Source organism: Streptomyces sp. NPDC020898 (assembly GCF_044333925.1).
In the GTDB taxonomy this organism is placed as follows: Bacteria; Actinomycetota; Actinomycetes; order Streptomycetales; family Streptomycetaceae; genus Streptomyces.
Genome location: NZ_JBIRRV010000008.1, coordinates 48,590 through 61,358, shown reverse-complemented (window position 1 = coordinate 61,358; position 12,769 = coordinate 48,590). Strand labels below are relative to the sequence as shown.

Here is a 12,769-nt window from a genome sequence, read left to right as displayed (position 1 = left end):
CGACCACACCAGCAGCCGACACACACTCACACCCACATGCCCACTATCGAAACAAAAGCGGTAAATAACTCAAACGCACCTCAACATCCCAACCGCACCACTACCCCCACCCACACCTCCACCCCTACCCCCACTCCGTGATTCAAGTCACTCCAGCAATCACCCCCGAGCGCCCCTCTCCACAAACTCCCCGTTCGCAAAAGACAAGTTGCCCTCCACTCACCCCCCAGGCGCGCCCGCTTTGTCCCATGAGAGCGCCCTAAATGGGCAAGTCATGCAAATCCGCCCCTTGTTCCACCCGTGTGCTCTCGCATACGTTCGCGCCACGCCGGGCGGACCGCCGAATCCTGCCACCGCCCGTAGAGCACACATCCCACCCACCCACACGTGACTCACGCAGGCAGGAGCGGGGGACCCAGGTAAGCCGCCGGTCCGGATGCGACGCCGGAGCGGCTAGGGGTGAAGCCGTGCGCCGACAACGCGCACGACCGGGCATCTCCCGCCCGAACCCGACAGCTCACCTCGCAGGCGCCGGAGAGGAACGCACCATGCCCGCACGAGGTCAGCACCGCCGCGCGAGAACCCCCCGCCGCCCGATCACACGTACGCGCACACTCGCCATCACCGGAACGAGCGCCGCAGCCCTGGCCCTCCCCTTCCTCACCGCGACAACCGCATCGGCCGCACCGTCGTACACATCCTCGACGTCACTGTCTTCCTCGACGTCCTCGACGACGACGTACTACGCGAACAACCTCGACGGCTGGATCCGCGAATCGCTCGACATCATGGCGCAGAACGGAATCCCCGGAACGTACGACGGCATCTACCGCAACATCATCCGCGAGTCGTCGGGCAACCCGTACGCCATCAACAACTGGGACTCCAACGCAGCGGCCGGCACCCCGTCCAAGGGCCTCCTCCAGGTCATCGACCCGACCTTCGCGGCGTACCACGTCGCCGGCACCGCGTACGACCCCTACGACCCGATCGCGAACATCACCGCGGCCTGCAACTACGCGGCGGCACGCTACGGATCGATCGACAACGTGTACGGGGCTTACTAGCCCGCGTAGGTACCAGCCCCGGAGACACCGGCCCGGGGCGGTACTGACCCTGGTAGGTACTGACCCTGGTAGGTACCAGCCGGAGAGGTACTAGCCCCGCCCGTCCCGGAACAACCGCTCCAGCACCACCGCGATCCCGTCGTCCTCGTTCGAGAGGGTGACCTCGTCCGCCACGGCCTTGAGCTCGGGGTGGGCGTTGGCCATCGCGACGCCGTGGGCCGCCCAGTCGAACATCGGGATGTCGTTGGGCATGTCGCCGAAGGCGATGGTGGCGGACGAGGTCAGCCCGAGGTACTCGGCGGCGAGCGCGAGCCCCGTCGCCTTGGTGATGCCGCATGGCTGGAGTTCGACGGTGCCCGGCCCCGACATGGTGACGGTCGCGAGGGAACCGACCGCTCCGCGCGCCGCCGACGCCAACTCGTCGTCGGACAGGGACGGGTGGCGCAGCAGCACCTTGCTGATGGGCGCGGCCCACAGGTCGTCCCGGTGTGGCACGCGTACGGCGGGCAGCGTCGGGTGCGGCATCAGGTACCCGGGTTCGATGAGCGTCAGCCCGTCGACACCGTCCTGGTCGACGGCGGCGTACACCTGCCCGACCTCGGCCTCGATCTTGCCGAGCGCGGTCTCCGCCAGCTCCCGGTCCAGGGTCACTGACCAGAGCAGACGGTCCGCGCCGGCGTCGTACAACTGCGCGCCCTGCCCGCACACCGCGAGCCCCCCGGCACCGAGGTCGTCCAGCAGAGGCCTGACTCTCGGCGCCGGCCGGCCCGTCACCACCAGATGCCGGGCACCGGCGGCCGTGGCGCGCGCCAGCGCGGCCCGCGACCGGTCGGAGAGCGTGTCGTCGGCACGCAGGAGCGTTCCGTCCAGGTCCGTGGCGATAAGTGCATATGCGGTGGGAGCGGCCATGATCCAGAGAATACGGATCGTTCGGCTCATCGGTCTCCGTCCGAACCGGACGACGTTCGGCATCCCGACAGCAACGGCCCTCGCGCGTACGGCGACTCCCCCGGCATCACCACCACCCAGGCACCACAGCAACGGCGTTGGGCGAGCCGCTGGTTCACAAGATCGAGCGAGAGACGCACCGAGCGGACACGCCCACGCATACGCTCAACTCCCGTGCCCTGCCCTACCCGTGCGCCGCCGCCAGATGTCCCACCAGCCGCGGTGACGCGAACTCCGTACCGCACACGAACCGCATCACCGGCCCGTACGAGGCAGCCGCCGGCAACCCCGTGAAGTACAGCCCGGGCACCGACGACACATACCCGGCACCGAGCCTCGGTGTCCCCCGGCTCACCGCCAACTCCGTGCGCAGCTCGTGCCCGAGGAAGTCCATCGCGGCGATGGCGACCCGGTACCCGGTCGCGGCTATGACATGGTCGGCCGCCAACTCCCGTGTACGGCCGCCGAGATCCTGGACGGTCAGCACCGGCCGCCTGCCTATCGCCTCGGCAAGCCCCGTCGCCTCCGCCCGGACGATCCCCGCGACCTCGCTCACCTGCACCTTCCCCTCGAACCGGTCGCGCAGCCACCACGCCCCGAGCGGTCCGAGGACCCTGCGGACCAGGTAGTGGCGAGCCTGGGCCGGAAGGTAGCGGTAGGGGTGCGGGTAGTAGCTGAGGGCCCAGAGCGACCAGGCGTTGCCGAACGGCGACTCGGGCCGCAGCCTGGGCTGCTGCCACGGGGGCGAACCGAAGCCGACCCGACCGCGCCCCCGCGACACCACCCGCACCTGCGCCCCGGCCTCCGCCGCCAGCGCCGCCGTCTCCAGCGCGGACTGGCCCGCACCGACGACGATCAGCTCCTTGCCGGCGAACCGGCTCAGGTCATGCTGCTGGGAACTGTGGGACAGCGGGCCCGTGGGCGAGGGCCCGTCCGGCGCGGCGCCGGCCAGCTCCGGGGGCAGATGCGCGAGCCCCGACAGCCCCGTCGCCACCACGACCGCCCGCGCGGTGAACAACTCGCCCGAGTCCAGCTTGAGTTCGAAGCCGCCGCGGCCGTTACCGCGGCTGTTACCGGTGCCGTCGACCGCGTCCTTGTGCCGGTCCACGGACACCACCCGCACCCGTTCCAACTCGGGCACGAGCCGCTGCTGGAACCACTCGCCGTACGCGACGAAGGTCTCCACCGGGATGATGTCCTCGTCCGTGACCAGCCGCGACCTGCCCACCGCGTCGCAGTAGTCGGCGAGGGTGTGGCCGCGCTGCGGGGCGTCGATGGTGGAGGCCGCCGGCGTCGACTTGAGCAGCATCCCGGCGGGCATGTGGTCCCGCCAGCTCACCATGGGTTCACCGAACACCCGCACCGGAATGCCGCGCGCCCGCAGATGCGCGGCGGTGGACAGGCCGAACGGCCCCGCGCCAATGACTGCTACCGGATGATTCACGAAGTCCCCTCCCCAGGACGCCACTTCGCCGACTACTACTTCGTTTTCGCCAACCACTACGTCGTTTCTGTACGCGTACGGATGCTGCCGCTACCGTCCGCCGCCGCCGCCGCCGCCGTCACGACGGCTGGTCCGCCACAGTTGATACAGGTGCTTCGCGCCTGGCCGCACGAAGCGGGCGAGCATCGTGAAGAACGGCAGCGGGTCGTCACCCGCGAGCCAGGCCAGTTCCGTTCCGCTCGCCCGGGCCGGCGCGTGCGGCGTCGTATAGCCGCTGCGCCGGTAGGCGAGGAGGGCGGGCAGGTCGATGTTCTCCACGACGTACCGGTACCCGGCGCGCTGTTCCCCCTTGGGAACGGTGCGCCCGGTCAGATCGAGATGCATGGCCCGGACGACGTCCACCCCCGACTCGCTTTCGAAGAGCCGGAACTGGGCGCCCATCCGTGGATTGAAGTCGAGGAGCTTGTACTGTCCGTCGCGCCGGTCGAAGCGCAGGTCGAGGTCGATGATTCCGGCGAAGCCGATCTGTTTGATGAAACGTGCGGCGAGGTCCGCGAGTTCCGGATTGTCGACGACGTACGCATTTGCCGTCATTCCCGCGTGCGGCGGCCAGGAGCGGACCTTCACCCCCGTGAACAGCGCGCGCGGAGCCGAGTCGGCGTCGAAGTAGGCGTGCACGATCCAGTCCTCGGCCTCCTCCCGCGGCAGGTACTCCTGAAGGATCACGCCGGGCCGCTCACCCCAGTCGCGGGCCAGAGCCAGCAGCGCCCCCCGACTCGCAATGCGCGTGGTGCCGTGGACTGCGGGCCGCGCGCGCCGCACGAACGCCTCCCGGTTCTTGGCCACCAGCGGGAACCGGGCCGTCTGCGCGAACCGCTCGATGTCGTCGTACGACCGCGGAAAGGCGGCGGCCGGAGTCGGTATGCCGTGCTCCACGCACAACTCGTGCAACCCCTGCTTGCTGGCGAGCCGACGCGGCAGGCCCGCCTCCACGCGCGGGAAGAGAAACGCGTCCCCGAGTTCCTCCTGCCACTCGGCGATCAGCACGGCCGCCTCCTCGTCAGTAGGAACGAGGAGAGCGGGACGCCCGATCCGCCGTCCGATCCGCAGCAACCCATCGACGAGCCGCGCAGGTTCCTCGGTTCCCGTGGTCGGCCAGACGAACGCGCGCCGCAGATAACGGGACGAGGCCGCCGGCGTGCAACGGTCCTCGGTGATCGCATACATCGGAACGCCCAGCCGTCCCAGACTGCGGATGGCCCCGACACCTCCGTGGTGCAGCGGATAGTCACCGAACTTCACGATCAGCGCCGGCACGGCACGGTCGGCCGAAAACGGCACACTGCTGCTCCTGGCCACGGGTCCCCCCACGTGTCCCCCCTATGGACCCGGACCCACCCCGTCCGCGCCCCCCAGAGGACGCTAAGCCGGAATGACGGAGTCCGGACAAGACCTATCCGGACATTACGAACTCTTTAGACACTGGGGACACTGCCCTGAGCCCGCAACTCACCCGTAACCTGTGGCGCGACCACATGGCCCCACGGCGCAGCCCGGCACGCCACACCGGACCGACACACGCCACACCCGGCACACAGACCGTCCACGCCAACAGGCGTCGACGACACACGAGAGCGAGGCAGCACCCGATGCCCCCCTTCGACGTCCCCGAGGGCGACCCCTTCGGCCCGCACAACCTCCCGTACGGCGTGTTCTCCCCGGCCGGTTCCACGGACCGCCGGGTCGGTGTCCGACTCGGCGACCACGTCCTGGACGCGGGCGCCGCAGCCGCCGCCCTCGGCTCCCCCTACGTCTCCGTACTGGCCCGCCCGACTCTCAACCCCCTTCTCGCCGCAGGCCGTACGACCTGGTCCGACGTCCGCCGCGCCCTCACGGCCTGGGTCACCGTCCCGTCCCACCAGGAGACCATCGCCCCGCTTCTCCACCCCCTCTCCTCGGTGAGCCTGCACCTCCCCTTCGAGGTCGCGGACTACGTCGACTTCTACGCCTCCGAGAACCACGCCCGGAACGTCGGCCAGATCTTCCGCCCCGACGCCGCGGATTCCCTGACCCCCAACTGGAAGCACCTGCCGATCGGTTACCACGGTCGCTCGGGCACGGTCGTGGTCTCCGGCACGGAGGTCGTCCGCCCGTCCGGCCAGCGCAAGGCCCCCACCGACCCGGCCCCGCTCTTCGGCCCGTCGGTCCGCCTGGACATCGAGGCGGAGGTCGGCTTCGTGGTGGGCGCGCCGTCCCCGATGGGCAGCCCCGTGGCCCTGTCCGCCTTCCGGGACCACGTCTTCGGCGTCTGCCTCCTGAACGACTGGTCCGCCCGCGACATCCAGGCCTGGGAGTACGTCCCGCTGGGCCCGTTCCTGGGCAAGTCGTTCGCCACGTCCGTCTCGGCGTGGATCACCCCACTGGACGCCCTGGAAGAGGCCCGGGTCCCACCGCCCGCCCGCACCCACCCGCTGCTTCCCTACCTCGACGACGCCGAGGAAGAGCCGGGCGGCTACGACCTGCGTATCTCCGTCGCCGTGAACGGCCACACCATCTCCGAGCCCCCCTTCTCCACCATGTACTGGACGGCCGCCCAGCAACTCGCCCAGATGACCGCCAACGGCGCGTCCCTGCGCACCGGCGACCTCTACGGCTCAGGCACGGTGAGCGGCCCCACCGAACGAGAACGCGGTTCCCTCCTCGAACTCACCTGGAACGGCACGACCCCCCTGGACCTCCCCACCGGCAAACGAACCTTCCTGGAGGACAACGACGAGGTGACCCTCACCGCCTGGGCCCCCGGCCCCGACGGCACCCGCGTGGGTCTGGGCGAGGTGACGGGCAGAATCGCCCCGCAGAGCTGAGCGCAGCGCCCGAGGAACAGCGGGCCGGGCCACGCGCCCGGCCGCCGGCCCCGGCGGAGAGGAAGCCGACGCGCCGCAGCCCTGCCCGCCCGCTCCACGCCCTCTCCTATATCCAGTCCTCTATATCCAGTCCTCCGGCTCGGGCTCCATCTCCATCTCGGGCCAGTCGTCCGGCCCCATCGGGTCCGTGCTCATCGGGTCCGGCCCCCGCCCGGACGCGGCGCCCTCGCCGCCCGCGGAGCCGGTGCCGGTCCCGGACGCTGACCCGGGCCCCGAAGCCGGCGCCTCGCCCAGCGTCGCAAGCGCCGCCAGCACACCTTCGCCGTACGTCGCCAGCTTCTTCTCGCCCACCCCGCTGATCCCGCCCAGCTCGGCCACCGATCCGGGGCGGATGCTGACGATCTCCCGGAGTGTGGCGTCGTGGAAGATGACGTACGCCGGAACTCCCTGCTCACGGGCCTGTTCGGCGCGCCAGGCCCGCAGGGCCTCGAACGCCGGCAGCAGCTCCGGAGGCAACTCGACCGCCGGCGCCTTCGCCTTCCGCTCACCTCGGCCGCCGCCTGCCGACTTCGAGGTCGCCGCCTTCTTCGGTTCCTTCCGCATCGGCACGTCCCGCTCGCGCCGCAGCACCGACCCGCTCGTCTCGGTCAGCACCAGCGTCCCGTACTCCCCCTCGACCGTGAGGAGTCCCTGCGCCAGCATCTGCCGTACGACACCGCGCCATTCGCCCTCGGTCAGCTCCTCTCCGATGCCGAACACCGAGAGCTGGTCGTGGTCGAACTGGATCACCTTGGCCGTCCGCCGCCCCAGCAGAATGTCCACGATCTGCACGGCACCGAACTTCTGCCGCCGCTCACGCTCCAGCCGCCACACCGTGGACAGCACCTTCTGTGCGGCGACCGTGCCGTCCCAGGTGTCCGGCGGCACCAGGCAGGTGTCGCAGTTGCCGCAGCCGCCCGGCTCCGGGTCCTGCCCGAAGTAGGCGAGGAGCTGACTGCGTCGGCACTGGACCGTCTCGCACAGTGCCAGCATCGCGTCCAGGTGCGCGGCGGACCGGCGCCGGTGCGCCTCGTCGCCCTCCCCGCCCTGAATCAGTTTCCGCTGCTGTATGACGTCGTTCAGCCCGTACGCCATCCAGGCCGTGGACGGCAGTCCGTCGCGCCCCGCGCGGCCCGTCTCCTGGTAGTAGCCCTCAACCGACTTGGGCAGGTCGAAGTGGGCGACGAACCGGACGTCGGGCTTGTCGATGCCCATCCCGAAGGCGATGGTCGCCACGACCACGAGACCGTCCTCCCGCAGGAAGCGCGACTGGTGCGCCGCACGTGTGCCTGCGTCCAGCCCCGCATGGTAGGGCACCGCCTCCACTCCGTTCGCGGACAGGAACTCCGCCGTGCGCTCCACGGAGTTGCGCGACAGGCAGTAGACGATGCCGGCGTCGCCCGCGTGCTCCTCCTTCAGGAAGGACAGCAGCTGCTTCTTGGGGTCGGCCTTGGGCACGATCCGGTACTGGATGTTGGGCCGGTCGAAGCTCGCCACGAAGTGGCGGGCGTCCGGCATGCCCAGCCGCTGGGTGATCTCCTGGTGCGTCGCATGCGTGGCCGTCGCCGTGAGCGCGATCCGCGGGACGTCCGGCCAGCGCTCGCCCAGCAGCGACAGCGCCAGGTAGTCGGGGCGGAAGTCGTGCCCCCACGACGAGACGCAGTGCGCTTCGTCGATGGCGAAGACAGCGATCTTCCCCCGGGAGAGGAACTCCAGGGTCGATTCCAGACGCAGCCGCTCGGGGGCGAGGTAGAGGAGGTCCAGCTCACCTGCCAGGTACTCGGCCTCCACCACCCGCCGCTCGTCGAAGTCCTGCGTGGAGTTCATGAACCCGGCCCGCACACCGAGCGCCCGCAGGGCGTCCACCTGGTCCTGCATCAGGGCGATGAGCGGCGAGACCACGATCCCCGTACCAGGTCTGACCAGGGACGGAATCTGGTAGCAGAGCGATTTTCCACCGCCGGTCGGCATCAGGACGACGGCGTCACCGCCCGCCACCACATGCTCGATGACCGACGCCTGTTCCCCGCGGAAGGAGTCGTACCCGAAGACCCGGTGCAGCGTGGCCAGCGCCTCACTGTCCTCCGCCCCGGCCCATCCGGCCACCGCGCCCGGCCCCGCGCCCGCTTCCGTCATCACTCCTGACCCGCCCATCACGCTCATCGCGCTCATCGTCGTGTCCCCCGTACGTCGCGCCTCGACCACTGCGTCCACCATAGGGGCCCGCACCGACAGCCCCGGAGTTATCCACAGGCCGCCGTCACCGCACCGCCGAACCCCACCGGCGGACCCCCCACTGCCGGTCGGGGGCGTTCAACCCAATGGCCCCTTCACGTGGCGCCCCCGAATGCCCCGGGACATGCTGCTCGGGCGGGACGAGGGGAGGCCCGCCAACGGACCGGCGCCCCCCGCGTGCCTCTCGGCCGGCGTCCCTTCCCGCGCGCCTCTCCCGCTCAAGGAGTTCCCCCATGCCCCGCCACCAGCTCAAGGTCACCGTCGCCCTCGCCACGGCTGGCGCCGCGTCCCTCTCCCTGGCCGTCGCCCCCGCGCGCTCCGCCGCGAGCGACCCCGTGGACCCCAAGGTCTGGACAGAGCTGGCCAAGACACTCGAAGGCACGGCGAAGTACCAGTACGCCCCGTTCGCCGTCACGGACGGCTACCAGCCCGCCTGGTGCTCGGCCGACGCGACACTCGGCGGGACGGACCACCACTACGTCAACAAGAAGCTCTACGGTTCACTCGATCCGGCGAAACCGGCCGCTCTGCTGTACGAGGACCGGGCCCACGAGGACTGGATGGACGAGGTCTCCGATGCGAGCTGGGTCGACGATCTGGACGCGCTCGACGGGGACGCCCCGCCTGTCGCTCCTCCGCGTCACGCAGACTCGTCGCCGCGCAGTGGATCGTGGTGGACAAGGACCAGGACCTGACTACCGACGACGACCGCCCCAGCCTGTTCGGTGTCCCCTTCGAGGGCCCGATGGCCGGCCACGAACCCGGCATGCCGATCCACTACGACCTGCACGCCTGGGTCTGGAAGAAGAACCCCAGCGGCATGTTCTCCGGCGGGAACCCCGCGGTGAAGTGCCCGGCGACCTGACCTTCCCGAACATCCGAAACACGCACCGGGCCCCGGTCTCGCAAGGAGACCGGGGCCCAGCGCAGTCCACGAATACCGATCCTGCCGCTCAGCGCACGAAGACGCCCGCCTGGTTCGCCAGATCGAGGAAGTACTGCGGCGCCACACCCAGCACCACGGTGACGGCCACCCCCACCCCGATCGCCGTCATGGTGAACGGCGACGGCACGGCGACGGTGGGTCCGTCGGGCCGGGGCTCGCTGAAGAACATCAGCACGATCACTCGGATGTAGAAGAACGCGGCGATCGCCGACGAGATCACACCGACCACGACCAGCGACTCCGCACCGCCCTCCGCCGCCGCCTTGAACACGGCGAACTTCCCGGCGAACCCCGAGGTCAGCGGAATGCCGGCGAAGGCCAGCAGGAACACCGCGAACACGGCGGCCACCAGCGGTGAACGGCGCCCCAGTCCCGCCCACTTGGACAGATGGGTCGCCTCGCCGCCGGCGTCCCGCACGAGAGTGACCACGGCGAATGCCCCGATCGTCACGAACGAGTACGCGGCCAGATAGAAGAGGACGGACGAGATCCCGTCCGGTGTCATCGCGATGACACCCGCGAGGATGAACCCGGCGTGCGCGATGGACGAGTACGCCAGCAGTCGCTTGATGTCGGTCTGGGTGATCGCGACGATCGCGCCGCCCAGCATGGTGACGACCGCGACGCCCATCATGACCGGCCGCCAGTCCCAGCGCAGGCCCGGCAGCACGACGTACAGCAGCCGCAGCAGCGCGCCGAACGCCGCCACCTTCGTCGCCGCCGCCATGAAGCCCGTCACCGGAGTGGGCGCGCCCTGGTACACGTCGGGCGTCCACATGTGGAACGGCACGGCGCCCACCTTGAACAGCAGGCCCATGACGATCATCGCGGCGCCGATGAGCAGCAGTACGTCGTTGCCCATGGTCTCGGCGAGCGCCGGGCTGACGTCCTGGATGGTGCCGTCGACGACCTGGGCGATCGTCCCGTACGACATCGAGCCCGCGTAGCCGTACAGCAGTGCGATGCCGAACAGGGTGAACGCGGAGGCGAAGGCGCCGAGCAGGAAGTACTTGACCGCGGCTTCCTGCGAGATGAGCCGCTTGCGGCGGGCCAGGGCACACAGCAGGTACAGCGGCAGCGAGAAGACTTCCAGGGCCACGAAAAGGGTCAGCAGATCGTTGGCCGACGGGAAGATCAGCATGCCGCCGATCGCGAACAGCAGCAGCGGGAACACCTCGGTGGTGGTGAACCCGGCCTTCACCGCGGCTTTTTCGCTGTCACTGCCCGGCACGGACGCGGCCTGCGCCGCGAACGAGTCGACGCGGTTGCCGTGGGCCTCCGGGTCGAGCCGCCGTTCGGCGAAGGTGAACAGTCCAACCAGTCCCGCGAGCAGGATCGTGCCCTGGAGGAACAGTGCGGGCCCGTCGACGGCGATCGCGCCCATCGCCGCGATGCCGGCCTTGGTCGTGCCGTATCCGCTCGCCGCGAGCCCGACGACCGCGGCGAAGGCCGCGATGAGGGCGACGACGGAAACGAACAGCTGTACGTAGTAACGGGACTTGCGCGGTACGAACGCCTCGACCAGGATCCCGATGATCGCCGCGCCGATGATGATGAGGGTGGGCGACAGCTGCCCGTATTCGATCTTCGGCGCGTCGATCTTCGCGATCGGGTCGGCCGCCGTTGTCCACAGGCTGTGGACGGCTACTGCGCTCACTTGGCCGCCTCCACCTCGGGCTGGGGGTCCTTCTTCTGGACGTCGGACATGGTCTGCTTGACTGCCGGGTTGACGATGTCCGTCAGGGGCTTCGGGTAGACGCCCAGGAAGATCAGCAGCACGATCAGGGGCGTCACGACCACGAGTTCACGCACCCTGAGGTCCGGCATCTCGGCGACCTCCGCCTTCACCGGGCCCGTCATCGTCCTCTGATAGAGGACGAGGGTGTAGAGCGCGGCCAGGACGATGCCGAAGGTGGCGATGATGCCGATCACCGGATAGCGCGCGAACGTGCCCACCAGGACCAGGAACTCACTCACGAACGGCGCGAGGCCCGGCAGCGACAGCGTCGCGAGCCCACCGATCAGGAACGTGCCGGCGAGCACCGGGGCGACCTTCTGGACGCCTCCGTAGTCGGCGATGAGCCGCGAGCCGCGCCGCGAGATCAGGAACCCGGCCACCAGCATCAGGGCGGCCGTCGAGATCCCGTGGTTGACCATGTACAGCGTCGCGCCCGACTGGCCCTGGCTCGTCATCGCGAAGATGCCCATGATGATGAACCCGAAGTGCGAGATCGACGCGTACGCGACCAGCCGCTTGATGTCCCGCTGCCCGACCGCGAGCAAGGCCCCGTAGATGATGCTGATCAGCGCCAGTACGAGGATGACGGGCGTCGCCCACTTCGACGCCTCCGGGAACAGCTGGAGGCAGAAGCGGAGCATCGCGAAGGTGCCCACCTTGTCGACGACCGCCGTGATCAGCACGGCGACCGGCGTGGTGGCCTCCCCCATCGCGTTGGGCAGCCAGGTGTGCAGCGGCCACAGGGGCGCCTTCACCGCGAAGGCGAAGAAGAAGCCCAGGAACAGCCAGCGTTCGGTGTTCGTCGCCATGTCCAGCGAACCGTTGGCCCGCGCGGCGGCGATCTCCGTGAGCGAGAAGTTCCCGGCCACCACATAGAGGCCGATCACGGCCGCCAGCATGATCAGGCCGCCGACGAGGTTGTAGAGGAGGAACTTCACTGCCGCGTACGAGCGTTGCGTGGACGCCGTTTCCTCGCCGTGCTCGTGGGCACGGTCGCCGAAGCCGCCGATGAGGAAGTACATCGGGATGAGCATGGCTTCGAAGAAGATGTAGAAGAGGAAGACGTCGGTGGCCTCGAAGGAGATGATCACCATCGCCTCGACGGCCAGGATCAGCGCGAAGAAACCCTGAGTGGGCCGCCAGCGCGTGTTGCCGGTCTCCAGGGGGTCGGCGTCGTGCCAGCCGGCCAGGATCACGAACGGGATCAGCAGCGCGGTCAGCGCGATGAGCGCCACGGCGATGCCGTCCACGCCCAGCTCGTACCGCACCCCGAAGTCCTCGATCCAGGCGCGGGACTCGGTGAGCTGGTAGCGGTCGCCGCCGGGATCGAAGCGCACCAGGACGATCGCGGCGAGCACGAGCGTGGCGAGCGAGACGAGCAGCGCCAGCCACTTGGCGGCGGTGCGCCGCGTGGCCGGTACGGCGGCCGTGGCGATCGCCCCGAGGGCCGGGAGCACCGCCGTCGCCGTGAGTAGGGGAAAGGACATG

Annotated in this window: 10 protein-coding genes and 1 riboswitch; of the genes, 4 read left to right on the top strand and 6 right to left on the bottom strand. The window is 69.6% G+C overall.

Annotated features, from left to right (window positions below):
- Positions 1-378 precede the first annotated feature (378 nt).
- A riboswitch (cyclic di-AMP (ydaO/yuaA leader) is annotated at positions 379-544 on the top strand.
- A gap of 4 nt (positions 545-548) precedes the next feature.
- The gene (locus ACH4TV_RS25125) at positions 549-1,067 is read left to right on the top strand and encodes a transglycosylase SLT domain-containing protein (RefSeq protein ID WP_398401760.1); all 519 of its coding nucleotides are present in this window, start codon (positions 549-551) and stop codon (positions 1,065-1,067) included.
- A gap of 90 nt (positions 1,068-1,157) precedes the next feature.
- Here the strand turns inward: ACH4TV_RS25125 and ACH4TV_RS25120 are convergent, their stop codons facing one another.
- The 3 genes from ACH4TV_RS25120 to ACH4TV_RS25110 form a co-directional block, all read right to left on the bottom strand.
- Positions 1,158-1,976, bottom strand: coding sequence for an HAD family hydrolase (locus ACH4TV_RS25120; RefSeq protein WP_398401758.1), 819 nt, complete (start codon positions 1,974-1,976; stop codon positions 1,158-1,160).
- Between the two features lie 223 nt (positions 1,977-2,199).
- Positions 2,200-3,459, bottom strand: a complete 1,260-nt coding sequence (locus ACH4TV_RS25115) for an FAD-dependent oxidoreductase (protein ID WP_398401756.1) — start codon at positions 3,457-3,459, stop codon at positions 2,200-2,202.
- 90 nt (positions 3,460-3,549) lie between these two features.
- Positions 3,550-4,800 (bottom strand): ATP-grasp domain-containing protein, encoded by a 1,251-nt coding sequence (locus tag ACH4TV_RS25110; protein ID WP_398401753.1) that lies wholly within the window; start codon positions 4,798-4,800, stop codon positions 3,550-3,552.
- Between the two features lie 308 nt (positions 4,801-5,108).
- On the opposite strand from ACH4TV_RS25110, the gene fahA reads away from it, so the two are divergent.
- Positions 5,109-6,323, top strand: coding sequence for a fumarylacetoacetase (gene fahA / locus ACH4TV_RS25105; RefSeq protein WP_398401751.1), 1,215 nt, complete (start codon positions 5,109-5,111; stop codon positions 6,321-6,323).
- 120 nt (positions 6,324-6,443) lie between these two features.
- Here fahA and recQ read toward each other — a convergent pair whose 3' ends face one another.
- Positions 6,444-8,516 (bottom strand): DNA helicase RecQ, encoded by a 2,073-nt coding sequence (gene recQ / locus ACH4TV_RS25100; RefSeq protein WP_398402324.1) that lies wholly within the window; start codon positions 8,514-8,516, stop codon positions 6,444-6,446.
- A 314-nt stretch (positions 8,517-8,830) separates the two neighbouring features.
- Here recQ and ACH4TV_RS25095 point away from each other — a divergent pair, with 314 nt between their 5' ends.
- Complete coding sequence (locus ACH4TV_RS25095) at positions 8,831-9,292, top strand: hypothetical protein (protein ID WP_398401749.1); 462 nt, start codon at positions 8,831-8,833, stop codon at positions 9,290-9,292.
- Positions 9,271-9,462: a hypothetical protein gene (locus tag ACH4TV_RS25090; protein ID WP_398401747.1), complete on the top strand. Its 192-nt coding sequence runs from the start codon at positions 9,271-9,273 to the stop codon at positions 9,460-9,462. Before ACH4TV_RS25095 ends, ACH4TV_RS25090 begins: the two co-directional genes overlap by 22 nt.
- An 88-nt stretch (positions 9,463-9,550) precedes the next feature.
- Here the strand turns inward: ACH4TV_RS25090 and nuoN are convergent, their stop codons facing one another.
- Together nuoN and ACH4TV_RS25080 are read right to left on the bottom strand one after the other, a co-directional pair.
- Complete coding sequence (gene nuoN / locus ACH4TV_RS25085; protein ID WP_398401745.1) at positions 9,551-11,200, bottom strand: NADH-quinone oxidoreductase subunit NuoN; 1,650 nt, start codon at positions 11,198-11,200, stop codon at positions 9,551-9,553.
- Positions 11,197-12,768: an NADH-quinone oxidoreductase subunit M gene (locus ACH4TV_RS25080; protein ID WP_398401743.1), complete on the bottom strand. Its 1,572-nt coding sequence runs from the start codon at positions 12,766-12,768 to the stop codon at positions 11,197-11,199. The genes nuoN and ACH4TV_RS25080 overlap by 4 nt, the downstream gene beginning before the upstream one ends.
- Between the last annotated feature and the right edge of the window lies 1 nt (position 12,769).